General features: G+C 69.8%; 19 protein-coding genes and 1 tRNA gene. 6 read left to right on the top strand and 14 right to left on the bottom strand.

Annotation, left to right across the window (positions count from 1 at the left end):
- Positions 1–380: 380 nt before the first annotated feature.
- From ilvD to ilvC, 4 genes are all read left to right on the top strand, one after another.
- Positions 381–2045 carry a dihydroxy-acid dehydratase gene (gene ilvD / locus BQ7106_RS01560; RefSeq protein ID WP_072370212.1) on the top strand — a complete coding sequence of 555 codons (1665 nt, stop codon included), beginning with the start codon at positions 381–383 and terminating at the stop codon, positions 2043–2045.
- On the top strand, positions 2042–3922 hold the full coding sequence (gene ilvB / locus BQ7106_RS01555) for a biosynthetic-type acetolactate synthase large subunit (RefSeq protein ID WP_072370209.1): 1881 nt from the start codon (positions 2042–2044) through the stop codon (positions 3920–3922). The genes ilvD and ilvB overlap by 4 nt, the downstream gene beginning before the upstream one ends.
- Positions 3922–4401, top strand: coding sequence for an acetolactate synthase small subunit (gene ilvN, locus BQ7106_RS01550; RefSeq protein WP_072370207.1), 480 nt, complete (start codon positions 3922–3924; stop codon positions 4399–4401). Before ilvB ends, ilvN begins: the two co-directional genes overlap by 1 nt.
- Before the next feature lie 116 nt (positions 4402–4517).
- A complete protein-coding gene (gene ilvC / locus BQ7106_RS01545; protein WP_072370205.1) occupies positions 4518–5513 on the top strand; it encodes a ketol-acid reductoisomerase in 996 nt (331 codons plus the stop codon).
- A gap of 624 nt (positions 5514–6137) precedes the next feature.
- On the opposite strand, the gene BQ7106_RS01540 is transcribed toward ilvC, so the two are convergent.
- The 5 genes from BQ7106_RS01540 to BQ7106_RS01520 all read right to left on the bottom strand — a co-directional run bounded on the left by BQ7106_RS01540 (position 6138) and on the right by BQ7106_RS01520 (position 9662).
- Positions 6138–7517 (bottom strand): LuxR C-terminal-related transcriptional regulator, encoded by a 1380-nt coding sequence (locus tag BQ7106_RS01540; RefSeq protein WP_072370202.1) that lies wholly within the window; start codon positions 7515–7517, stop codon positions 6138–6140.
- 157 nt (positions 7518–7674) lie between these two features.
- Complete coding sequence (gene rplT / locus BQ7106_RS01535) at positions 7675–8034, bottom strand: 50S ribosomal protein L20 (RefSeq protein WP_072370199.1); 360 nt, start codon at positions 8032–8034, stop codon at positions 7675–7677.
- 48 nt (positions 8035–8082) lie between these two features.
- Entirely contained in the window at positions 8083–8280 is a 198-nt protein-coding gene (gene rpmI, locus BQ7106_RS01530) for a 50S ribosomal protein L35 (RefSeq protein ID WP_072370196.1), read from the bottom strand.
- 2 nt (positions 8281–8282) lie between these two features.
- On the bottom strand, positions 8283–8897 hold the full coding sequence (gene infC, locus BQ7106_RS01525; protein WP_240307396.1) for a translation initiation factor IF-3: 615 nt from the start codon (positions 8895–8897) through the stop codon (positions 8283–8285).
- A 246-nt stretch (positions 8898–9143) separates the two neighbouring features.
- Positions 9144–9662, bottom strand: a complete 519-nt coding sequence (locus BQ7106_RS01520; protein WP_072370193.1) for a ferritin — start codon at positions 9660–9662, stop codon at positions 9144–9146.
- A 331-nt stretch (positions 9663–9993) separates the two neighbouring features.
- Between BQ7106_RS01520 and BQ7106_RS01515 the strand changes: the two genes are divergently transcribed.
- A tRNA-Leu gene (locus BQ7106_RS01515) sits at positions 9994–10078 on the top strand.
- Between the two features lie 39 nt (positions 10079–10117).
- Here the strand turns inward: BQ7106_RS01515 and BQ7106_RS01510 are convergent.
- The 6 genes from BQ7106_RS01510 to BQ7106_RS01485 all read right to left on the bottom strand — a co-directional run bounded on the left by BQ7106_RS01510 (position 10118) and on the right by BQ7106_RS01485 (position 19884).
- Complete coding sequence (locus tag BQ7106_RS01510) at positions 10118–10786, bottom strand: MBL fold metallo-hydrolase (RefSeq protein ID WP_072370190.1); 669 nt, start codon at positions 10784–10786, stop codon at positions 10118–10120.
- Positions 10787–11062: 276 nt separating this feature from the next.
- A complete protein-coding gene (locus BQ7106_RS01505) occupies positions 11063–13465 on the bottom strand; it encodes a RelA/SpoT family protein (RefSeq protein ID WP_420544355.1) in 2403 nt (800 codons plus the stop codon).
- 9 nt (positions 13466–13474) lie between these two features.
- The gene (gene recJ, locus BQ7106_RS01500) at positions 13475–16789 is read right to left on the bottom strand and encodes a single-stranded-DNA-specific exonuclease RecJ (RefSeq protein WP_072370187.1); all 3315 of its coding nucleotides are present in this window, start codon (positions 16787–16789) and stop codon (positions 13475–13477) included.
- Positions 16790–18202, bottom strand: coding sequence for a SecDF P1 head subdomain-containing protein (locus tag BQ7106_RS01495; RefSeq protein WP_072370184.1), 1413 nt, complete (start codon positions 18200–18202; stop codon positions 16790–16792).
- A gap of 139 nt (positions 18203–18341) precedes the next feature.
- Positions 18342–19481: a tRNA guanosine(34) transglycosylase Tgt gene (gene tgt / locus BQ7106_RS01490; RefSeq protein WP_072370181.1), complete on the bottom strand. Its 1140-nt coding sequence runs from the start codon at positions 19479–19481 to the stop codon at positions 18342–18344.
- A 130-nt stretch (positions 19482–19611) separates the two neighbouring features.
- Positions 19612–19884, bottom strand: coding sequence for an HPr family phosphocarrier protein (locus BQ7106_RS01485; protein ID WP_072370178.1), 273 nt, complete (start codon positions 19882–19884; stop codon positions 19612–19614).
- 227 nt (positions 19885–20111) lie between these two features.
- On the opposite strand from BQ7106_RS01485, the gene BQ7106_RS01480 reads away from it, so the two are divergent.
- On the top strand, positions 20112–21320 hold the full coding sequence (locus tag BQ7106_RS01480) for a hypothetical protein (RefSeq protein WP_072370175.1): 1209 nt from the start codon (positions 20112–20114) through the stop codon (positions 21318–21320).
- 18 nt (positions 21321–21338) lie between these two features.
- On the opposite strand, the gene queA is transcribed toward BQ7106_RS01480, so the two are convergent.
- From queA to BQ7106_RS01465, 3 genes are all read right to left on the bottom strand, one after another.
- Positions 21339–22505, bottom strand: a complete 1167-nt coding sequence (gene queA, locus BQ7106_RS01475; RefSeq protein WP_072370172.1) for a tRNA preQ1(34) S-adenosylmethionine ribosyltransferase-isomerase QueA — start codon at positions 22503–22505, stop codon at positions 21339–21341.
- A 93-nt stretch (positions 22506–22598) separates the two neighbouring features.
- Positions 22599–23573 carry a magnesium transporter CorA family protein gene (locus tag BQ7106_RS01470; RefSeq protein ID WP_072370169.1) on the bottom strand — a complete coding sequence of 325 codons (975 nt, stop codon included), beginning with the start codon at positions 23571–23573 and terminating at the stop codon, positions 22599–22601.
- 142 nt (positions 23574–23715) lie between these two features.
- Positions 23716–24312, bottom strand: coding sequence for an epoxyqueuosine reductase QueH (locus tag BQ7106_RS01465; protein WP_072370165.1), 597 nt, complete (start codon positions 24310–24312; stop codon positions 23716–23718).
- Positions 24313–24320 lie beyond the last annotated feature (8 nt).

The raw sequence follows: 24320 nt of genomic DNA, 5'->3' as shown, positions 1-24320 counted from the left end.
CTCTTCAGCTCGGACGCGCGCGGCGGCAGGCGCAGAGACGCTCAGCTGCCCCACCGTCTCACCGCTCACGGGGGAAACACGACCGCTCACAGGCGGTCACACCCCGGAAACACGCCGCGCGTAGAGTGGCCGCACTGAGCAAATGCGACGACAGGGCAAGTACGGGCCGCACCCGTCCCCCAGCGAGCGGGCAGCGTGAGAACCCGCGGCGGACGGCCCCGAACACTCCCTCGAGCAGCTCGCGTGAACCTCGCGCTCCCAAGGGCCACCCCCCTTCCGGCGCGCCGAGAAGTACCGCGCGCCGGCACCCGCCGTCAAGGGCAGCGCCCACCGCCGCGTTTCTCGCCACCTGCGTGCCCACGAGGGAAAGCGAGGATAACGTGCAGCTGAGAAGCGATGCCATCAAGCGGGGCCTGGCCCGCGCGCCCCACCGCAGCCTCCTTGCGGCCGACGGCCTCACCGACGAGGAGCTCGACCGCCCGCTCGTCGCCGTGGTCTCGGCGCAAAACGAGGTCATCCCCGGCCACATCCACCTGCAGCAGATCGCCGACGCCGTCAAGGCGGGCGTGCGCATGGCCGGCGGCACGCCGCTCCAGGTCAACACCATCGGCGTGTGCGACGGCATCGCCATGAACCACGCGGGGATGCGCTACAGCCTCACGAGCCGCGAGGTGATCGCGGACAGCGTCGAGTGCGCGGTCCAGGGCCACCAGTTCGACGCGATGGTCCTTATCCCCAGCTGCGACAAGATCGTCCCCGGCATGCTCATCGCCGCCGCGAGGCTCGACATCCCCACCATCCTCGTCTCCGGCGGCCCCATGCTCGCCGGGCGCGGGCGCCACGGCGAGCAGACCGACCTCAACAGCCTCTTCGACGCGGTCGGGCAGGTCACCGCGGGCACCATGACCGAGGAGGAGTGCTCGTGGCTCGAGAAGACCGCCTGTCCCACCTGCGGCAGCTGCTCGGGCATGTTCACCGCCAACTCGATCTGCTGCCTCGCCGAGGCCCTCGGCATCGCGCTCCCCGGCAACGGGACCGTGCCCGCGGTCTACTCCGAGCGCATCCGGCTCGCCAAGCGCGCCGGCATGAAGGTCATGGAGCTCGTCGAGAAGAACCTCACCGCGCGCCAGATCCTCACCCCCGCCGCCATCCACAACGGCATGGTGCTCGACATGGCCTTCGGCGGCTCCACCAACACGATGCTGCACCTCACCGCCATCGCCCAGGCGGCCGGCTGCCCCGTCACGATGGATGACTGGGACCGCGCCTCCGCCGAGACCCCCAACATCGTGCGCATCGCCCCGGCGGGCCCGCTGCACATCCAGGACCTGAACGACGTGGGCGGCGTCTCGGCCATCATCGGCGAGCTCGGCCGCACGGGGCACCTCGATCTCGACGCCGTGACCTGCCACGGCACCATGGCCGAGTGGGTCGCCGCGTGCCCGGAGCCCGACGGCGAGGTCGTGCGCGCCGTGGGCGACGCCTACTCCCCCGACGGCGGCCTCAAGGTCGTGCGCGGCAACCTCGCGCCGGACTGCGGCGTCGTCAAGAAGAGCGCCGTCGCGCCCGAGATGTGGCGGCACAGCGGCCCCGCGCGCGTCTTCGACTCCGAGGAGCAGGCCTGCGAGGCGATCTTCGGCGGGGCGATACACCCGGGCGACGTGGTGGTCATCCGCTACGAGGGTCCGGCGGGCGGGCCCGGCATGCGCGAGATGCTCACCCCCACGAGCGCCATCTGCGGCATGGGCCTCGCGAGCTCCGTGGCCCTCATCACCGACGGGCGCTTCTCCGGCGCCTCGAAGGGCCCGTGCATCGGCCACGTCTCCCCGGAGGCCGCGGCGGGGGGCCCGATCGCGCTCGTGCGCGAGGGCGACACCATCTCCATCGACATCCAGGCAGGAACGCTCACGCTCGACGTCGACGACGACGAGCTCGCCAGGCGCCGCGCCGCGTGGCAGCCGCCCGCGCCCAAGTACACGACCGGCGTGCTCTCCCGCTACGCGAGGCTCGTCACGAGCGCAGACAAGGGGGCTTACCTCTCATGATCACCACGGAGGAGAAGATCGCGCGCCGCCGGCGCGCCATCGAGGGCCGGCCGTTCGGCCCCGGGAGCCAGACCGAGCACGAGGGCAAGACCATGACCGGGGCGCAGGCCATCATCGCCAGCCTCGAGGCCGAGGGCGTGGACACGATCTTCGGCTACCCCGGCGGCCAGGCCATCAAGATCTACGACGCCCTCTACGACTCCAAGAAGATCCGTCACGTCCTCGCCCGCCACGAGCAGGGCGCCGCGCACATGGCCGACGGGTACGCCCGCGCCACGGGCAAGGTGGGCGTCGTGCTCGTGACGTCCGGCCCCGGCGCGACCAACACCGTCACCGGCATCGCGACCGCCTACATGGACTCCGTGCCCCTCGTCGTCATCACGGGCCAGGTCACGCGCGGCGTCATCGGGACCGACGCCTTCCAGGAGTCCGACATCGTGGGCATCACCATGCCGATCGTCAAGCACAGCTTCCTGCTGCAGTCCACCGACGACCTCACGCGCACCTTCCGCGAGGCCTTCTACATCGCCTCCACCGGGCGCCCGGGCCCCGTCCTCATCGACATCCCGAGCGACCTCTCCGGCTCGGAGATGGTCTTCCACTACCCCGACACCGTGAGCCTCCCGAGCTACCGCCCCACCTACCGGGGCAACGCCAAGCAGGTCAAGCAGGCAGCGGCCCTCATCGCAGCCGCGCGGCGCCCGCTCATCATGGCCGGTGGCGGCATCGTGGCGTCCCACGCCTGCCCGGAGCTCGTGGAGCTCGCCGAGCGCATGCAGATCCCCGTGGTCACCACCCTCATGGGCAAGGCGGCCATCCCCTGCTCCAACCCGCTCAACCTCGGCCCCGTGGGCATGCACGGCTCCAAGTACGCCAACATGGCCGTCACCGAGTCCGACCTCATCGTCGCCTGCGGCGCGCGCTTCTCCGACCGCGTGACCGGCAAGGTCTCCGAGTTCGCCCCGCACGCCAAGATCATCCACATCGACATCGACCCCGCCGAGATCGGCAAGATCGTGAACCCCGACGTGCCCATCGTGGGCGACGTCAAGGTGGTCCTCGCCGCCATCAACGAGCGCCTCGAGAAGATGGGCGCCGCGCCGGTGTGCGAGGAGTGGCGCGACGAGGTCTTCTCGTGGCGCGAGCGCTGGCCGTTCTACACCTCCGACTTCGCGGACTACCCCGACAAGATCGCCCCGGAGGTCGTGCTCGAGCACCTCTCCGACAAGCTCGATCCCCACGCCTCCATCGTCACCACCGAGGTCGGTCAGCACCAGATGTGGGCGCTGCAGAACATCCACCGCGAGCACGCGCGCACGTTCATCTCGTCCGGCGGCCTCGGGACCATGGGCTTCGGCTTCCCCGCCGCCATCGGCGCCAAGATCGGCTGCCCCGACGAGCAGGTCGTCTGCATCGCCGGCGACGGCTCGTTCCAGATGAACAGCCAGGAGATGGCCACCGCGAAGATCAACGGGGTCCCGGTCAAGGTGCTCATCATCGACAACCGCGCGCTCGGCATGGTCCACCAGTGGCAGCACCTCTTCTACCACGACCGCTTCTCGTTCACCGAGCTCGCGGACAACCCCGACTTCGTCAAGCTCGCCGACGCCTACGGCTGGCGCTCCGCGCGCATCGAGCGGCCCGACCAGGTCGACGCGGCGCTCGACGAGATGCTCGCCTCCGACGAGCCCTACCTGCTCGACGTCGTGATTCCCGCGGAGCAGACGGTCTACCCCATGGTCGCCCCCGGCGCCCCCATCGACGACATCATCGGGGCGCTCGACGTCACCCTGGGCGGGGTCCGCGTCACCGAGAAGGGCTTCGGCGAGGGCGGTCGGCCGCGCGTCAAGCCGTCCCACGAAGGAGTTGATGAGTGATGAACTACCTGCTCTCCGTGCTCGTTGAGAACAAGTCGGGCGTCCTCTCCCGCGTGACGGGCCTCATCAGCCGCCGCGGCTTCAACATCGAGTCGCTCACCGTCGCCCCCACCGAGGACGCGAGCCTCTCGCGCATGACCATCATCGTCGACGCCGACGAGGTCGGCTTCGAGCAGATCACCAAGCAGCTCCACAAGCTCGTCTCGGTGTACAAGATCTCCGACCTCACCTACGAGGACGCCGTCGAGCGCGAGCTCGTGCTCTTCAAGGTCCAGGCGTCCCCGGAGCGCCGCCACGAGGTCATCGAGATCGCCAACGTCTTCCGCGCCAAGGTCGTCGACGTCGGCAAGAACACGCTCACGATCGAGGCCACCGGCACGGCGAGCAAGCTCGACGCGATGGAGGACCTCTTCCGCGGCTATGGCATCAAGCAGCTCACGCGCACCGGAAAGATCGCCATGGCCCGCGGATCCCAGTGAGTACGTGCAAAGGGGACAGGCACCTTTGCACGGTCCCCTCGCATCATCCGGCACCACCCGCCGCAACGCGCGGCGGTGACGCATAGCGTGCAAACGGCAAGACAAAGGAGAAGAACATGGCCGTTGACATCTATTACGAGAAGGACGTGGACCCGAGCGTCATCCAGGGCAAGAAGGTCGCCATCATCGGCTACGGCTCCCAGGGCCACGCCCACGCCCTCAACCTCATGGACTCCGGCGTCGACGTCCGCGTGGGCCTTCGCGAGGGCTCCAAGTCCGCACAGGCCGCCCGAGAGGCCGGCCTCAAGGTCGTGAGCATGGACGAGGCCGCGGAGGAGGCCGACGTCATCATGATGCTCGTCCCCGACGAGACCCAGCCCAAGGTCTACGAGGAGCACGTCGCCGCCCACCTCAAGCCCGGCGACACCCTCGCCTTCGCGCACGGCTTCAACATCCACTACGGCTACATCAAGGCCCCCGAGGACGTCAACGTCATCATGTGCGCGCCCAAGGGCCCCGGCCACATCGTGCGCCGCCAGTACACCGAGGGCTCCGGCGTCCCCGACCTCGCCTGCGTCTACCAGGACGCCACGGGCGACGCCTGGGACATCGTCCTCTCCTACTGCTGGGGCGTCGGCGGCGCCCGCTCCGGCATCATCAAGGCCACCTTCAAGGAGGAGACCGAGGAGGACCTCTTCGGCGAGCAGGCCGTGCTCTGCGGCGGCCTCGTCGAGCTGGTCAAGGCCGGCTTCGAGACCCTGACCGAGGCGGGCTACCCCGAGGAGCTCGCGTACTTCGAGGTCTATCACGAGATGAAGATGATCGTCGACCTCATGTACGAGTCCGGCATCCACTTCATGAACTACTCGATCTCCAACACCGCCGAGTACGGCGAGTACTACGCCGGCCCGCAGGTCATCAACGCGGAGTCCCGCGAGGCCATGAAGCGCATCCTGGCCCGCATCCAGGACGGCAGCTTCGCGCAGGAGTTCGTCGACGACTGCAACAACGGCCACAAGTGGCTCCTCGAGCAGCGCGAGGCCATCAACTCCCACCCCATCGAGAAGACCGGCGAGAAGATCCGCTCCATGTTCTCCTGGATCAAGAAGTAGCGTCTGTAAATTGGGGACAGTCCCCAATTTACACAAATGTTTGATGCTGGCCCGGCGCCGCTTCCTGCGGTGTCGGGCCCTCTTGTGGCCGGCCCTTCTCGCGCTGGGGCATCTTCGATCCTGAGGGAGGGTATGCGCACCCACCCTCTAGGGTATGCGCACTTTCCGCTTCGCCCGTTCTTCTCGTCCACGCCCTTGGCCTGCGGTTTTGGGAGAAGAACCTCGAAGCGAGGTGTACATACCCGGTATGCGCACTGTGCATACCCTTCAGGAGGTGCCAGAGAGCGCCAGCAATCGAGCACACAAAACAGGGGCGGCGCCCCATTGCGCCGCCCCGCCTCGTCTGTACTTTGGAATCACCCGTGTCGCTGCGTTGTATGTCGGACAGCCAGCGATTCGATGTCTGGACCCGCTCCGCAGCTTCTATCAACGACCCAAACCGATAAACGAATCGGAGACGTTGGCGAGTGCGCTCGCCCGAAGCTACAGGGTCTCGGTCGCGCGGAAGGCGGGTCCAAACCCTGCTACCAGATCACTGTTCATTGGACTCGCCTCCTCTGCCGGTCGCTTTGTGGGTAGCGACGATTGACAACGTTACTTTCTTTGTTCCCGCGCAACCGGTGTTTACGCACTCGTTGCAGAGTCTTCCGCAGACGGTTCCCTTTTGCCGGCAGACGGTACCCGCCCCACGTCACGGGCGAGAAGGCCCTCGAGCTCCTTGCTCGAGTGCACCCCCAGAAGCTCGTAGCCCTGCGCGCGGTAGGCGTTGACGGTGCCACGGGCAACGTGGAGCGCCTCGCAGATCTCCGGCGCGCTGCGCCCGAGCGCGATCTCGGTCAGCACGCGCGCCTGGAGCTCTCCCGCACCACGCCCGCGCAGGTAGAGCACGCAGCGCTCCTCGTCGAGCGTCGTGACCTCCCGCACGACCGGCCACAGCAGGTGCGGGGCGAACAGCACCAGCGAGGCCACGTACCCAACGAGCGCGACAAGGCTCAGGCTCACCATGGTCTGAGGGGCGCCCTGGGAGGGCAGGGATACCCAGAGCGGATCCATCCCGCCCGCAGAGAAGCCGAACGCCACCAGGGTCACCAGCACCAGCACCAGCCGGCCACTCGCCTCGCGATGCCGCACCCGCATGCCCCTCAGCCGTGCATAGGCGAACAGACAGCCCCAGGGCACCGTGAGCGCGAGGACGGGGACCGCCACCAGATCGACCTGAGACGCAAAACTGAGGTACGGAGAATAGCCCGTCACGTAGTGCAGGATCATCCCAGCGCAGAGCGCGAGCGCCATGAGCGGCAGCGAGCCAGCAGCGCCCACGTCGAGCCGCGACGGGACGGACGCCGCCCCATAGGCGCGCGGCACCAGCTCGTCAAGCGAGGCTACCCCGAGCTTTTCGCACGCGCGCGCCCGGTACGTGCCCACGGAGGAGGCGCTAATGCCAAGCGCCTCGGCCGCATGCGCCTGCGTGCTCCCCGAGACAAGCAGCTCCGCCACCTCTCGCTCGCGCTCCGTGAGCGCCTCCGCCCCGGGACGCCCGTCAAGCGGAGAGCCCACCTTTTCAGCGAGCGTTTCCGCAGGCAGCACCCACGTCACCAGCGCGGACCCCCACAGCCCCCACGCCGTGTAGCGCGCCACCTTCTCGAGAAGGACCAGCAAGCCGCGCAGTGCATACTCCGTCACGAAGGCGCCAAGGTAATAGGCGGACGAAAGCCCCAGATATGCCACGAGCGCAGCCACGGCCGCAATAACGAAGGCGCTCCGCCTTCCGGCAATGCGCTCCCGGAACGAGTACGTCAGCGCGGCGGCCACAAAGGCAAGCGGAATGGCCGCGCTCCACGGCACAAAGAACCACAAGTCGATGGGGTCAGCCCAACCCTCCGGCAACTTCTCGAGGTAGCTCGCGTACCGCAGCGCACCCGGCACAAAGAGCATCGTCGCAAGCCACGCCGCCCACGCGGCGAAGCGCGCCACCAGCCCCAGCGTCCTTCTCGTCCGTAGCATGACCGCCTCCCTTGCGTCCGTCTGTGGCCCCATCGTAGGAAACGCCCGCTCGGCTGTCATGTCGCGGGCGATATGCGAACGTCACGACAGACAAAAAACGCCCCGGGTCGTAACCCGGGGCGCATAACATGACAAAGGGACTGTCCCCTTGTCAACTTTACTCGGCGAGGGCCTTCTTGGCGACCTCGGCGATGTCGGCGAAGGTCTGCTCGTCGCTGTAGGCAATCTCGGCGAGGACCTTGCGGTCGAGCTCGACGCCGGCGAGCTTGAGGCCGTGCATGAACTGGCTGTAGGAGAGGCCGTTCATGCGAGCGGCGGCGTTGATGCGCTGAATCCACAGGGCGCGGAAGTCGCGCTTCTTGTTGCGACGGTCGCGGTAGGCGTACTGGCCGGAGTGCTGAGCCTGCTCCTTCATGCCACGGAAGGTGCGGGAGCGGACTCCGTAGTAGCCCTTGGTGCGCTCGACGAGCGTCTGACGCTTCTTACGGCCGGCGACGGCGCGCTTGACTCGTGCCATATCTAATCAACTCCTTGGTGAGACTTCAATCGAGGGACGCTCGCGCGCCTACTTGGAACCCATGCGCTGGGAGACGGTCTTGACGTCGGCGTCGGAGAGGACGGTCTCCTTGCGGAAGCCGCGGATGCGCTTCGGGGACTTCTTGGTGAGGATGTGGCTCTTGAAAGCCTTGGCACGCATGATCTTGCCGGTGCCGGTGCGGCGGAAGCGCTTTGCCGTACCCTTGTGCGTCTTCATCTTGGGCATGTCTAGTTCTCCTTCTCCGTTGCTGCCTTCTCGTCCCCGGCCTTGGGCTTCTCGTCAAAGGCGCCCTTGATCGGGACGATGGTCATGTGCATGTTGCGACCCTCCATGAGCGGCTTCTGCTCGACCGTGGCCACGTCCTTCAGGTCCTCGGCAAGGCGGTCGAGCACCATGCGACCCTGCTCGGGGTGGGCCATCTCGCGACCGCGGAACATGATCGTGATCTTGACGCGGGCGCCCTTCTTGAGGAAGCGAATGACGTGACCCTTCTTGGTCTCGTAGTCACCCACGTCGATCTTGGGACGGAACTTCATCTCCTTGATCTCGACCTTGGCCTGGTTCTTGCGGGCGGCCTTGGCCTTGCGGTCCTGCTCGTACTTATACTTGCGGTAGTCGAGCATCTTGCAGACCGGGGGCTCCGCGTTCGGGGCGATCTCGACGAGGTCGAGACCCTGGTCGCGGGCGATCCTCAGCGCGTCGCGCACGCCAAAGAGGCCCATCTGGGAGCCGTCGATGCCAATCAGACGGCACGTGCGGGACGTAATCTCCTCGTTGATGCGAGGACCATCGTTCCTGGCTATGTCGAACTCCTTCCCTCCGTCGCGGCTCCCGCCGCACAAGAAAAGCTCCCGGCACCAGTGAGCAGCATCCGGGAGACAGCGCTCGCCCCTAGGGCGAGATGAGCATACGTTGTCTGACCAGACAGCAACCCGTAGGCGCCGTGTAGGTGGGGACCCAACCTCGATCCCACTTCGCAAAAGCACACTTGGACAGAATAGCACGCGTCCCGGAGACCGGCAACGGAAATCTTGCGTCGGTCCCCGGGGCGCTCGAGCTTCAGAGTTTCTCCAAAAGCCGCGGCGAGCCTAGAGCTTGAGGGAGGCGGACTGCACGTAGGCACGCGCCTGGTACTCGCGGTCAAGGTCGTAGAGGCCCTTGGGGTCGCAGCCGAAGAGCTTCATGTTGGTGATCATGTCGCGGGCGTTGGTCTCCTCCTCGCCCTGCTCCTCCACGAACCAGTCGAGGAACTTCATCGTGCGGACGTCGTGCGCCTCGTGCGCGACCTCGTAGCAGTGGTGGATGAGGCTCGTGACGTACTCCTCGTGCTCGAGGCCGGCCTCCAGCGGCGCGAGATCGTTGTCGAAGGTCTTGTCGGGCTTGGCGATGGCCTCCATCGTGGGCCTGAAGTCGTTGTCCAGGAGGTAGCGACGGATTGCCAGCGCGTGGTCCATCTCCTCCTTCGCCTGAATCTCATACCAGTTGGCGAACCCCTTGAGGCCGCGGTCCTCGTAGTAGTCGGCAAAGGTGAGGTAGAGGTAGCTGGAGTAGAGCTCCTTGTTGATCTGCTCGTTCAGGACGGAGGTGACCTCGCTCGTGAGTGCCATGGAAAGCTCCCTTCTCGCACGTTATGCTTGTACGCCTTGCATTCTACCCCCTCGACCGGACAACGATTCACGCGAGGGCAGCAGGCGTCCATCGACGCGCGCTCGGCCCTCCGGGAAGAAAGGCCCTCGGGGAGCCCCGCGCCAAACGCACGCTCTTGGCGCCCGAAGCGTTCGTTTGGCGCGGGCTTCGGACCGGGTCGCGAGAACGACCGCGCCCAAGGCACGCTTTGGGACCACAAAGCGTGCCTTGGGCGCGGACCAGCCCACACGGCGATGCATGGACGCTCGGACTGGTGGTATAGTCATCTTTGCTGGCGCATCGCGCCGCCGTGCCCGAGTGGCGGAATTGGCAGACGCGACGGTCTCAAAAACCGTTGAGGCAACTCGTGCGGGTTCGAGCCCCGCCTCGGGCACCATCAGAGCGCGTCGGCGCCCAGGTCGCGCGCAGCGCTCCTCTACCGCAGAAACGGGTTGGTCGCGAGCTCGCGCGCCATCGTGGTGGACGGGCCGTGCCCGCAGAGCAGCGTCGTCTCGGGCGCGATCTCCCTTGCCATCCTGCGCAGCGACGCCATGATGGCACGCTCGTCCCCTCCCGTGAGGTCCGTGCGGCCGTGGCTGCCCGGGAAGAGCGTGTCACCCACGAAGGCGATTCCCTCGGCACTCCCGCCGCCCACGAGCACGATGCCGCCCGGCGTGTGGCCCGGCGTCTCCATGACGGTGAAGGTAGCCGCACCCACCGAGACGACGTCTCCCTCGGCGAGCGTGCGGTCGGGCGCGGGGGCGTCCTCGTCATAGCTGCGGCCGACCTCGCTCATCTGGCCCGCCCGCGCGGCGAGCGCGGCGTCGGCCGCATGGATCGCAAAGGGCGCGCCCGTCGCACGGCAGAGCGCGGCCGCGCCGCCCACGTGGTCGCCGTGGCCGTGGGTGGCGACCACGCAGGTCACGCGCACGTCGCCCAGGTGCCCCGCCACCGCCTCCCCGGAGCCGCCCGGGTCCACGACGAGGCACTCCCCCGCGCTCACGTAGGCGTAGCAGTTGGTCTGGAGCGGCGTCACGGCAAAGCAGCGCAGCTCGTCGCGCTCGGGGCGGTCGTCCTTCTCGCCGGGGACGCACTTCTCTGCCATGAGCTCCTCCTTGACTCCAAAACCTCGCACCTGGTGCGAGTCTAGAAAATAAAGTAGCTTTATATACTACATAAAACAACTCTCAGACGTGGTAGGTACCACTAGGTGCGAGGTTCGCGACGCAGCGGGGCGCAGTGCGAGGTTCGCAGCGCGGCGGGGGCGAAAAGCGAGGCTCGCACTGCGCGGCGGCCACCGGATGCAAGGCCCACGGCGCGACGGCCGCCGGACGCGGTTCCGGGCGAGCAGGCCAGGCGAGCGCGGCGTCCCCGCCCCGCGTCACCTCACCCGCTGCTTCATCTGGTTCGCGCCCTCGCCGGGCATGATGCGGCGTGCGTCATAGACCGAGGGCACGCGGCTCACCGCGGCGAGCAGGACGTCGAGCAGGCTCGCGTCGGAGATCGCCACGAGGAAGCGCAGGCGCGCCACGCCCTGCGTGCTCGTCTGCGTCGCGGCGGAGAGGATGTTCGCCCCCGCGTCGCCGATCGCGACGGTGATGTCCTTGAGCAGCCCCATGCGATCGGTCGCCTCCACCACGATCTCGACCCTGAACTCCGTCGCGCCCGAGGTGTCCCAGGCGACGTCGATCATGCGGTCGGGATTGCGCATGAGGTCGGTCACGTTGGGGCAGTTGGCGCGGTGGACCGAGACGCCGCGTCCGCGCGTGATGAAGCCCACGATCTCGTCGCCGGCGACGGGGTTGCAGCAGTGCGCGAGGTGCACGAGCAGGTCGGGGTCGCCCTTGACCACGACGCCGCAGTTGCTGCGCCTGCGCTTGCCCTTGGCGGCCTGCGTGAGGGCGTAGGACTTCATGACCGGCGCGCCGGAGGTCATGGCGCGGTCGTGCTCGGCGCGGCGACGGGCCTCCGCCTCCTGCGCGGCGAGCTGCTCGGGCGATCCCTCCTCGAGGATCTCCTCGATGCGGTTGGCCGCCTGCTTGACGGAGACCTTGCCGGTGTGGACGCACGCGAAGAGGTCGTCGGGCGAGCGAAGCTCGAAGCTCTCGCACACGCGCTCGATGGCCTTGACCGTGCGGCGCGTCGAGATGCCGTAACCGCGCTTGCGCAGCTCGTGGGCGAGCTCGGTGCGGCCGGCCTCCGCGTCGTCGTTTCTCGTCTGGGTGGAGAAGAACTTGCGGATCTTGGCGCGCGTCGACGGCATCACGACGAGGTTCATCCAGTCGCGGCTCGGCTTGGCGCTCTTGTTGGTGAGGATCTCGACGCGGTCGCCCATGTTGAGCTTGTAGGACAGCGGCACGACCGATCCGTTGACCTTGGCCCCCACGCAGTGGTTGCCCACCTCGGTGTGGACGGCGTAGGCGAAGTCGAGCGGCGTGGCGTCACGGCGCAGGCTCATGACCTCGCCCTTGGGCGTGAAGACGAAGATCTCGTGCTCGAAGAGGTCCACGCGCAGGTTGTCGAGGAACTCGTGCGGGTCGTCGATGTCGTCCTCGGTGGCCCAGTCGAGGGTCTTGCGAATCCAGTTGATCGTGGAGTCGATGGCACGGTCCTCGGCGCTCATGCGCCCGCGCGAGTTGCCCTCCTTCTTGTAGAGCCAGTGCGCGGCGATGCCGTACTCGGAGGCCTCGTGCATCTCGACCGTGCGGATCTGGATCTCGATGGGCTTCCCGTCGGGGCCCACCACGGTGGTGTGCAGCGACTGGTAGAGGTTGGCCTTGGGCGTGGCGATGTAGTCCTTGAAGCGGCCGGGCAGCGGGTTCCACAGCGAGTGGACGGCGCCGAGCGCGGAGTAGCAGTCCCCCACCGTCTGCGTGATCACGCGCAGCGCGATGAGGTCGTAGATGTCCGAGAACTCGCGCCCCTTGCGCGTCATCTTCTGGTAGATGCTCCACAGGTGCTTGGGACGCCCGGTGATCTGGTAGTTGCTGAGGCCGGCGGACTTGAGCTCGTCGTCGAGCGTCTTGATGGCGGCCTCGGTGTCGTCCTCGCGCTGGGCGCGGGAGTCCTGGACCATGCGCGCGACGCGCTGGTACTCCTCGGGCTCGAGCCAGAAGAAGGCGAGGTCCTCGAGCTCCCACTTGATCGAGGAGATGCCGAGGCGGTCGGCGAGCGGGGCGTAGACGTCCATGGTCTCGCGCGCCTTGAACTGGCGGCGGTCGGGCGGGAGCGCCGCGAGCGTCCGCATGTTGTGCAGGCGGTCGGCGAGCTTGATGATGACCACGCGGATGTCGCGGCTCATGGCGAGGAACATCTTGCGGAGGTTCCACGCCTGCTTGGCGTCCATCGACGAGACCTGGATGCTCGTGAGCTTGGTCACGCCGTCGACGAGGTCGGCGACGGTCTCGCCAAAGAGGTCGCGCAGCTCGTCGAGGGTCGCTGGGGTATCCTCCACGGTGTCGTGGAGAAGGGCGGCGCAGATGGTGTCCTCGTCCATGCGCAGGTCGTGCGCCAGGATGAGGGCGACCTCGACGGGATGGTTGATGTAGGGCTCACCGGAGCGCCTGCGCTGGTCGCGGTGGTAGTCCGCGGCGAAGCGGTACGCGCGGTCGACCTTCTCGCAGCCCTCGTCGTCCAGGTAGGCCTCGCACGCCTCCTGGAGCAGGCGGTAGTTCGCCGCGGACGGAACGACGCTCTTCTTGGGACGCACGGGGGCGGGCGCGCTCGCACCCTCCGGCGCGACGGTGCCCTCCGGGCGCTGGGTCTCGTTGACGCTCATCTCCATCATCCTCCCCTAGGACACGATGATACCGAAGTTGGGCGTGATGGGGCGGTTGAGCCGGGCAAGAAGCTCGTCTGCGGGCGCGTCGAGCGCCCAGCGGCAGAACGAGGCGTACTCGCGCTGGAGCCTCTGCCCCTCGAGGTAGCAGGCCGACTCGGTGAGCTCCATGCGCGCAGGGGCGCTCGCCATGGCGACGCGGCGCGAGGCGCCCCAGCCCGTGACGGCGCAGAAGCCGAGCTCCGAGAAGACCGAGAGCCCGGAGGCGACCTCGCGGGCGTCGAGCGCGCAGAGGGGGTCGCGCTCGCGGGCGGCGCGCGCGATGCCCTCGTCGTCGAGGCCGACCGGGCCCGACGTCCGGAAGAGGGCGAGGAGGGTCCGGTAGAGGGCGACCAGGTCGTCTCGCGCGGGGGCCGCGGACGCGAGGATGGCCTCGCCGGCGCGGACGTCGTCAGGGCCGAAGAGGAGGTGCACCGTCGCGGGGGCGCCGTCGCGCCCCGCGCGACCGCTCATCTGGTTGAACTCGACCCGGTCGAGGGGGAGCCCGTAGAGCACGACGTGGCGGATGCCGGGGAGGTTGACCCCCTCGCCGAAGGCGCTCGTCGAGACGATGCACGCGAGCTCGTCGCCGCGAAACGCGCGCTCGACCCGACGGCGGGCGTCGCGCGAGAGGCCGGCGTGGTAGAGAGCCACGCGCGCGGCGAGGCCGGGGACGCAGTGGCGCAGCATCCGCACGAGCGCGACGGAGCGCTCGCGCGTGGGAACGTACACCACGCACTTCTCGCCGGTCGACACGATGCGGGCGAGAAGGGCGTCGCGGTCGAGGGCGTCGCGCGCGTCGTCGAGCAGGAGGTTCTCACGCACCGAGCAGTCCACGACGACGTCCCCCTCGTCGATGCCGAGGAGCCGGCAGATCTCCGACGCCGCGGCGGGGTCGGCCGTCGCCGTGACCGCGAGGGCCACGGGGTCGCCGAGGTCCGCCAGGACGGAGGGCAGCTCGAGGTAGGCGTCGCGCGAGCCGGGGGCCGCCGCCCCCGCGTGATGCGCCTCGTCGACCACGACGAAGCCCACGCGGCCCCGGGCGAACGCGGAGCGGTGGATGGCGAGGAACTCGGGCGTGGTGAGCACGATGTCGACCTCGCCGGAGGCGAGGGCCCCGAGCACGCGGGCGCGCTCTGAGGCGGGGCTCTCCCCCGTCAGCACCTCGGCGCGCACGCCGAGCGAGCCGAGCGACTCGCGAAGGTGGAAGGACTGGTCGCCCACGAGGGCGCGCAGCGGGTAGACGAACACGCTCGCCTCGCCGCGCGCGACGGCGAGGCGAGCCGCGTGCAGGTGGAAGATGAGGGACTTGCCGCGCCCCGTGGCCATGACGGCCAGGCACGACCTGCCGGCGGCGAGGCGCTCGAGGGTCGCGCGCTGGGCCGCGAGCAGGGGGCGGTCGCCGATGAGGGCGCGGCGCAGCTCGTCGGTGAGGGTGGGCTCGCCCAGCGCCGCGAGCTCCGCGCGGCGCCGTTCGTCGGCGGGCGGTTCGGCGCCGTCGGCCCCCTCGCCCCCGTCGCCGGGGGCCCCGGCGTCGACGTCCGCGCCGAACCGGCCCAGGCGCCCCCGCTCCCCCGCGGGGGCGGGGATGAGGATGTCCTTGACCATGAGCTTGGGCTTCGTCCTGCCCTGCCACGTCTCGTTGACGGCCTCGAAGACGAGGTCGCAGACGCCCTCGTAGGCAGCGGCTGCGGCCGGGTCGGGAACGCGGAACATGATCGCCGGGACCGAGGAGCGGCCGTCGGTCGCCATGAAGCGCAGGTGCGCCCCGTCCGCGCCCACGAGGGCGCGGTTGCGCATCGTGACGCCGCGCGCGGCGAGCACGGGCTTCTTGTTGCCCTGCCCGAAGGGCTGCAGCAGCTCGAGGGCGTCGAGGGACTCCACGCTGATCTCGGGGAGCGCCACCTCGGCCGTCACCTCCCCCACGTCGACGAACTGGTCCCCCGGCAGGGCGTCGAGCGCCGCGCAGAGGCGCTCGCGGAACTCGTCGAGGCGGGAGGCCTCGCACGTGACGCCCACGGCGCCGGCGTGGCCCCCGAAGCGCACGAGCACGTCCGAGCACTGCTCGACGGCGTGGAAGAGGTCGACGGAGCCCACGGAGCGCCCGGAGCCGCGGGCGATGCCGTCCTCCGTGACGGTGAAGACGATCGAGGGGACGTGGTAGCGGCTCACGAGGCGCGATGCCACGATGCCCTTCACGCCCTCGTGCCACCCTCGCCCGCCCACCACCACGGCCCGCTCGCCGCGATAGGAGCGCTGCGCCTCGGCGAGCGCGGCCTCGGCGAGCGCGGCCTCCGTCTCGCGGCGCTCCGCGTTGATTGCCTCGAGGCGGCCGGCGAGGACCGTCGCCTCCGACACGTCGTCGGTGAGCAGGAGGTCGAGGGCGACGTCGGTCGAGTCCATCCGACCCGCCGCGTTGAGGCGCGGGATGAGCGAGAAGGGCAGCGAGTCGGCGCTCACGGCCGCCACGTCGAGCCCCGCCGTGCCCGCGAGGGCCGCGAGGCCCGGGCGCGGACGGCGGCGCATGAGGTCGATGCCGGCGGCCACGAGGGCGCGGTTCTCGCCGGTGAGCCTCATCATGTCGGAGAGCGTGCCGAGGGCAGCCACGTCCAGGTAGTCGAGCCACAGGTCGGGAGCGCCGCGGCGGGCGCCGAGCTCGCAGATGAGCTTGAGCGCCACGCCGACGCCCGCGAGCTCGCGCGAGGGGCAGTCGGGCGAGAGCTTGGGGTCGGTCACCGGAACGCCGGCGGGGACGAGGTCGGCGGGCTCGTGGTGGTCGGTCACCACCACGTCGACGCCCAGCTCGCGCAGCCACGCCACCTCGTCGGCCGCGGCGATGCCGTTGTCGACGGTGACCACGAGGTCGGGGTCGCACGCGTCGCGCACGCGCGCGAGGGCCTCGCGCGAGAGGCCGTACCCCTCACCGAACCGGTGCGGGATGAAGGGGTGCACGTCGCCGCCCAGGCGGCGCAGCGCGAGGGTGAGCAGGCAGGTCGAGCTCATGCCGTCCACGTCGAAGTCGCCGAAGACGGCGACGGTCTCGCCGCGGTCCAGCGCGAGCGCGACGCGCTCGACGGCGGCATCCATCCCCGGGACGCACAGCGGGTCTGCCCAGTCGCGCTCGAGCGAGGGCGAGAGGAAGGCGCGGGCGTCCTCGACGTCGGTGATCCCGCGGGCCGCGAGCACGCGCGCGACGAGGGCGGGAACGCCGAGCGCCTCCACGAGGCGGCGCTCGGCGCGTGGGTCACGGGGCAGGACCGACCAGCGACGGCTGTCGGCGTCGCCGGGCATCTAGTCCTCGTCCCTCTTGGCGTCTCGCGCGCCGGCGGCGTCCCGGTCGCGAAGGGGCCCGCAGGCGAGCAGCTTGCCGAGCGGGAGCACCACGAGTGCGAGCGACAGCGCGCCCACGACCGCCGCGACGGGCCAGGCGAGGCCCGCGGGGCTCGTGGCGAGGCCGCCGTCGGACACGACGAAGTAGAGGACGAGGCCGCCCACCACGAAGACGGCGGCGAGCGTGCCGAGCTCGATCCTGAGCGAGCGCGGCACGGAGCGCAGCGCGTCGCGCGCGTCGGTGCCGGAGCGCATGCGGGAGCGCACGCGCGCGACGACGAGCAGCTGGGCGCAGAAGGCGACGAGCACGGCGACCGCGGCGCCGAGGTAGGCGGTCACCGTCGGGACGAAGACGCCCGCGGACGAGAGCAGCGCGAGCCCGCCCACCTCGAGCACGGCGGTGTAGGCCAGGCCCGCGTAGGCCACGAGCCCGAGCAGGCGCATCCAGACGAGAAGGACCACGAGCAGCGCGAGCACCGCGACGCCCGCCACGATGAGCGCGCGACCGAGCTCGTCCGCGCCGACGGCGGCGGAGAAGGCCGAGGAGCCCTGCTGCACGAGCGAGCACGGGAGCTCGCCGGTGGAGATGGCGGCGGCGATGCCGGCGGCCTCGGTCTGGGTGAGCGAGAGCGAGATGCTCACCTGCCCACCCTCGATGGCCTGGCTGACCTGCGGCGCGGCCACGACGGTGCCGTCGACGACCACGGCGATCTGCCCGTAGACGGGGGCGAGCTCGCCGGTGACGTCGGCGAAGGCCTGGGCGCCCTCGGAGTCGAAGGAGAGCGCGAGGCCGTAGACCCCCGACCCCGACGAGGTCTCGACGGCGGACGCGGCGGTGACCGACGAGCCGTCGAGGAAGGCCTCGTAGGTACCCTCGGCGAGCTCGACGTCGCTCACGCCCGCGGAGATGCGGGCGAGCGCGTCGGCGTCCGAGATGGAGTCGAGGCGCACGAGCTCGAAGCGGCCCGTGCGGGCGACCTCGGCCACGGCGGAGGCGTCATCCTCGCCCGCGGGGACCTGGACCGTGAGCTGGCCGTCGGCGGCGCTCACGCGCGCGCCGCGCACGTCGAGGGCGGCGAGGCGGTCGCGGACCGTCCCCACCGCGGAGGAGAGGTCGGCGTCGGCGTCGGACACGAAGGTGTAGGAGGTCCCGCCGGCGAAGTCGGCGCCCCACCCCAGGCGCTCCGCCGGGGGCAGGCAGGCGACGACGGCGCCGACGAGCAGCAGCAGCGCCACCACGAGCGCGGGAATCTGCGCCCTCGCGTCGCGAGACAGGCCGCGGCGGCGCCTCTTCCTGCGCGCGCCGTCCCCCTGCCTCCATCGGGCGACGCCGGTCGCTTCCTTCTCGTTCTTCTCTGCTGAGGAGCTCTTCATGATGAGGCCTCTTCTCGGGTCACGTTCGTCTTGTCAACCGAACAATGATACCCCAACGGGCGGCCGGGGCCGCCCGCCCTCACGAGGAGACCCCAAAGGTTGCTGAGGGCCAAGCGCGCCGGACGGCGCGCGGACGGGCCTACCAGTCCCGCGCCGCGGGCGAGGCCATCCAGTCGTCCACGAAGGCGGCGTAGGTCCCCGCGGCGACGGACTCCCGGATGCGACGCATGAGGTCGAGCAGGTAGAAGATGTTGTGCTGCGAGATGAGGATCGAGCCGAGCATCTCCTTCTGGCGGACGAGGTGGTGGAGGTAGGCGCGCGAGAACCCTCCCGTGCACGTGGGGCACGAGCACGCCGGGTCGAGGGGGCCGGCGTCGTGGGCGAAGCGCGCGTGCCGGAAGTTGAGCCTCCCCTCGCTCGAGAAGGCAGACCCCGTGCGCGCCGTGCGCGTGGGCAGCACGCAGTCGAACATGTCGACGCCGCAGGCGACCGCGCGCACGAGCGTGGTCGGGTTGCCGACGCCCATGAGGTAGCGCGGCTTCGTGCGCGGCATGTGCTCGGACACGAGCGGCTCGAGCGACTCGAACATGGTCTCGTGGTCCTCCCCCACCGAGTAGCCGCCGATCCCGTACCCGGGGAAGTCGCCGATCTCCTCGAGGTGCCTGAGGCTGCGAAGGCGCAGGTCGAGGTGCATGCCGCCCTGGACGATGCCGAAGAGCGCCTGGTCGGGCCTCTCGTGCGCCGCGTAGCAGCGCTCCGCCCACAGGCTCGAGAGCTCCACGGAGCGCTCGACCTTGCGGCGCGGGGCCGGGTAGCCCACGCACTGGTCGAGTTGCATCACGATGTCGGCGCCGAGCCTCTGCGCGATCGACATGTTCTCCTCGGGCGTCCAGGTGAACCAGCGCCCGTCGTAGTCGATCGCGCGGAAGCGCACGCCGTCGCGCGAGAGCTTGAAGAACTCCTCGTGGCTGAAGACCTGGAAGCCGCCGGAGTCCGTGAGGATGGGGTGGTGCCAGCCCATGAAGTCGTGCAGTCCCCCCATCTCGGCCACGAGGTCGGCGCCGGGCCGCATGGAGAGGTGGTAGGTGTTGGCCAGCAAGATCTTGGTGCCGAGCGACTCGAGCGTGGAGGGAAGGAGGCCCTTGACCGTGGCCTTGGTCCCCACCGGCATGAAGATGGGCGTGGGGACGTCGCCGTGCGGGGTGTGCAGCACGCCCGCGCGCGCGTGCGTCGACGGGTCCTCGGCGACGACGTCGTAGGTGAACAGGCTCTGGTCCATGCGGCTCCCCTCACGCGAGGACCGGCGCGGCCGGTCGCAATCGAAAACACCGACCCATCCTACACAAAAAAGGGCCCGACGCCGCAGGGCGCCGGGCCGAACAGGCGAAAAGGGCTCTTCTCCCCCGCGACTACTCGCCGAAGCCGGAGTCGATGAGGGCGATGAGGGCGTCGAGGGCCTCCTGCTCGTCAGCTCCGTCGCAGGCGACCTCGACCTTGGTGCCGGTGCCGAGGCCGGCGGCGAGGATCATCATGATGGACTTGGCGTTGACGGGAGCGGAGTCCTTGTCAACGTTCTTGATGGTGACGTTGCTCTGATACTTCTTGGCCTCGGTCACGAAGACGGACGCGGGACGCGCGTGAAGGCCGGTGGCGTTGATGATGCTCGTCTGCTTAGAAACCATGTCGTGAACTCCCTTTCCAGATTTCCCAACAACCGGGGAATATCTGAGATCCCCCGAAACACAGGATACATAGTAGCAAACGGCGCGTCGTTTGAAAGGTACGGACCACCCCAAGGATGCGTTTACGGCGCCGAGCGGACAGTTTTTGCGGGTCGCGCGTCGAAGTGGGGCACAATAGGGGTGTGCGTCGCAGACCGCGGCGCTCGTGAGACGAAAGGGAGCACGCGATGTCAGACGATGCCGACCAGCGCCGAGACGACGAGAGGGACGGGGGCGCCGAGGGCGGCGTCGCGCCCGCGCGGGGCGGCGCCCAGGCGCTGACCTCGACGCTGAGAAGCGGGCTGGAGGCCATGCGCGACGTGAGGGAGGCCTCGCGCCGGCACGGGGCGGCCCGCTCGCGGCTGCGCGACCTCGAGGACGAGCTCGCCGAGAGCGAGGCGGCGCTCGCGAGGCGCGAGGAGGTCGAGGGCTCCTTCGACGACATCGTCGCCGAGCAGAGCGACGTCGTCGAGCGGAGCGCGCGGGAGATCTCCGGGCAGCGCGAGCGCGTCGAGCGGCTCGAGGACGAGGCGAGGGAGCTCGACGAGCGGCTCGCCCGGCTGCGCGACGACCACGAGCAGGAGCTCAGGCCCTACAAGCGCATCGCCGAGACCGCGCGCGGCAGGTCCGAGGAGGCGGGTCGGGGCGTCGCGGAGGCCAAGCGCGCGGTGCGCACGGCCGAGGGCCAGGTCAAGGAGGCGACCGACCGACGCGAGCAGGGCATCGCCGCGGCGAACCGCGCCGTCGACTCCTCCCAGGAGCGCCTGCGCAAGGTGCGCGACGAGCTCAGGCGCGCCCAGGGGTCGGGAGCGGCGCCGGCGGCGGTGCGCCAGCTCCAGGACGAGCTCGCGACCGAGCTCGCGCACGTCGAGGCGGCGCGATCCGAGGTGAGCACGGTCACCTCGGAGGCACAGTCCTCCGTCGACGCGGCGCAGACGCACCTCTGGACGCAGAAGCGCTCGCTCGAGGAGGCGCAGCGCGAGGCTGACGCCGCCAAGCGCGAGTACGAGGCGCGCCGCGACGACTACGAGGCCAGGAGGGCGAACGCCCAGGCGCAGGAGAAGGACCTCGAGGACCGGATTTGCGACCTGCGCCGCGAGGCGGAGGAGGCCAAGGCGGCCCACGACGAGGCCGCGGAGCGCCACGACGAGGCGCAGGCGCTGCTCGACGAGGCGCGCCACGTCCACGACACCCCCGAGGAGACCGAGCGCCTGCGCGACGAGATCGCCGCGCTGCGCGACGAGATCGCCTCGCAGCGCGACGAGGTCGACGAGCTCGCCGAGGGGGAGCGCTCGCTGCGCGCCCACACGCGCTCATCGCGGATGGCGCTCGGTGCCGTCGTGCTCGTGGCGCTCGCGCTGATCGTCGGGATCGCGGTTCTTCTCGCCACGAGGTAGGGCCCGCCGCGGCCCCGGCTACCTGATGAGCATCGCGTCGCCGAAGCTGAGGAAGCGGTAGCGCTCCTCGATCGCCGCGCGGTAGGCGGCCATGACCTGGTCGCGCGTGGCGAAGGCGGAGACGAGCATCATGAGCGTCGAGCGCGGCACGTGGAAGTTCGTGATCATGGCGTCCACCACGTGGAACGCGGAGCCCGGCATGAGGAAGAGGTTGGTGGTGGCGCTCTCGCGGCAGACGATGTCCCCCGTGCCGGCGAACGACTCGAAGCGGCGCGCCGCGACGGGCGGGTCGCTCGGCTCGGCGCCCGGCTCCCAGGCGCTCTCGAGGGAGCGCACCGACGTCGTGCCCACCGCCACCACGCGGTGGCCCGCCGCCTTGGTGGCGTGCACGGCGTCCACCACCTCCTGGGGGACGTGGTAGCGCTCGGTGTGCATGACGTGCTTCGTGGGGTCGTCCTCGGTGACCAGGCGGAAGGTGTCGATGCCCACCTCGAGCTCGACCGTCGCCCAGCCCACGCCCCGCTCGCGGATGCGCTCGATGAGCTCGGGCGTGAAGTGGAGGCCGGCGGTCGGCGCGGCGGCGGAGTGCTCCTCGCTCATGGCGTAGACCGTCTGGTACTTCTCCGGGTCGCCCTCGTAGGAGGTGATGTAGGGGGGCAGGGGCACGTGGCCCGCGGCGTGGATCGCCTCGTCGAGGGTGCGCGGGCGGCCGTCCGCCCCCTCCCCCACCGGCGAGAAGCGCACGAGCCTGCCGCCCCGGCTCCCCTCGACGAAGTCGACGATCTCGCCCGTGAGGACCACCGGCGCCGACTCGGGCGCGTGCAGGCCGCCCGCGCGGTACTCGATCACGGTTCCGCTCTGGCGCAGGCGCTTGCCGGGGTTGACGAGGCACTCCCAGACGCCGCCGAGCGCGTCGACGTCCTCGCGGCGCCTGAGCAGCAGCGTCTCGCACACGCCGCCGGTCCCGCTCTTGCGGCCGACGAGGCGCGCGGGCATGACGCGCGTCCGGTTGGCCACGAGCAGGTCCCCCGGCTCGAGGTAGTCGATCACGTCGGTGAAGCGCCGGTGCTCGACGGAGCCGTTCTCGCGGTCGAGCACGAGCAGGCGACACGAGTCGCGGGGCTCGGCGGGAGCCTGGGCGATGAGCTCGTCGGGCAGGGGGTAGTCAAAGTCGTCGGTGCGCATGAAGGTTCCTCCTCGGGTTTCCAGCGCACTACGATAGCACGTCCCCGAGGACGACCCACCCGCTCGCCGCGGCCCGGCACGCGGGAGGGCCGCCTAGTGCCACATGCCCTTCCGCTTGAAGATGAGGGCGGCGACCAGGCAGCACACCGCGGCGAGGAGCAGGGGGAACGCCCAGTTGTCGAGCAGCGGCACGCCGTCGAAGGGCAGGTCCACGTTCATGCCGTAGAACCCGAAGACGATGTTGGGGATCGCCATGACGATGGTGATGACCGAGAGCACCTTCATCACGATGTTGAGGTTGTTCGAGATGATGCTCGCGAAGGCGTCCATGGTGCCGGAGAGCGTGTTCGAGTAGATGTTGGCCATCTCGATCGCCTGGTGAATCTCGACGAGCACGTCCTCGAGCAGGTCCTGGTCGTCCTCGTAGAGCGGGATGACGCGCCCCTGGGCGATCTTGTTGAGCGTCACCTCGTCGGACTTGAGCGACGTCGAGAAGTACACGAGCGACTTCTCGAGGTTGAGCATCTGGATGAGCTCCTCGTTTCTGACCGACGCGTGGAGCTTCGCCTCGGTGTTCGACGAGAGCCGGTCGATGCGGCGCAGGTAGACGAGGTAGAGCTGCGAGACGTGGAGCAGCATCTGCAGCAGGAAGCGCGTCCGGTAGCGGGTGTCGACGTTGCGCACGCGCCCCCCGGCGAGGTCGGAGACGACCTCGTTCTCGAGGATGCTCACGGTCACGAACATGCCCCGCTCGGGAAGAAAGACCATGGTGAGCGGCATCGTGTCGTACTGCAGCGGGCTCTGGGCGCGCACGCCGGCGCCGTCCTCCCCCACCACGGGGTAGTCAACGATGACGAAGATCTGCCGCTCGTCCTCGTCGTAGTCGAGGCGCGAGGTCTCCTCGTCGTCGAGCGCCGAGCGGAGGAACTCGGGGAGCACGCCGACCTCGGTCTCGAGCCACGCGCGCTCCTCCGGCGTGGGCGCGACGACGTTGACCCAGCACCCCGGACACGGGGCCTCCACTCTCTCCATGGCTCCGTTGGCGCCGGTCATCAGGCACTCGATCATCGTTCACACCGTCCTTCGTCGCTTCGGGAATCGCGGGCCCTCCCACGGTATCCCAAACGGGCGAGAAGGGCGGCTGCGTCGCGACGGGCTTGTCAAATCCTTACAAGTGGGGGACGGGCCGCGCGCGGGAGGACGGCGACGGCTACCCCGCCGACCGGGCGGCCCGCCTGGCGCGCTTGCGGGCGTCGCGCGCCTCATGGCGCTCCATCGCCGCCTCCGCGGCCGAGAACCGGCACCCGCAGTAGTTCTGGCGGTACATGCCCAGCTCGCGCGACTCGCGGGTGGCCTCGGGGTAGTACGGCCTGAAGTCGCGCCAGACCGGCTCGAGGCCAAAGCGGGGCGCCACCGCGCGCAAGATCTCGCCGCAGGCGTCAAAGAGCTGGTAGGGGGAGACGGCGAGCGTCGTGGAGACGTACTCGAAGCCGAGGTCGCGGCCCACGCGGCAGGCCTGCGCGAGGCGCAGCGCGTAGCAGGCGCGGCAGCGACGCTCGCGGTCGAACCCGGCAGGGGCGGCGGCGCGCTCCCACGCCGGGCGGTCGTCCCCCGCGACGACGACCTCGACGTGCGCGACGTCCGCCGCCCACGCGCGCAGCGTGTCGAGCCGGCGCGCGTGCTCCGAGAGCGGCTGGATGTTGGGGTTGGTCCAGCAGATCGTGGGCTCGAAGCCCTCCTCGCGCAGCAGCCTCACCGGCTCGAGCGAGCACGGGCCGCAGCACGCGTGCAGCAGCAGCGGGGTCATGGTCCCAG

This window comes from Thermophilibacter mediterraneus (genome assembly GCF_900119385.1).
GTDB lineage: Bacteria > Actinomycetota > Coriobacteriia > Coriobacteriales > Atopobiaceae > Thermophilibacter > Thermophilibacter mediterraneus.
This window is presented reverse-complemented; position numbering and strand designations above follow the sequence as displayed.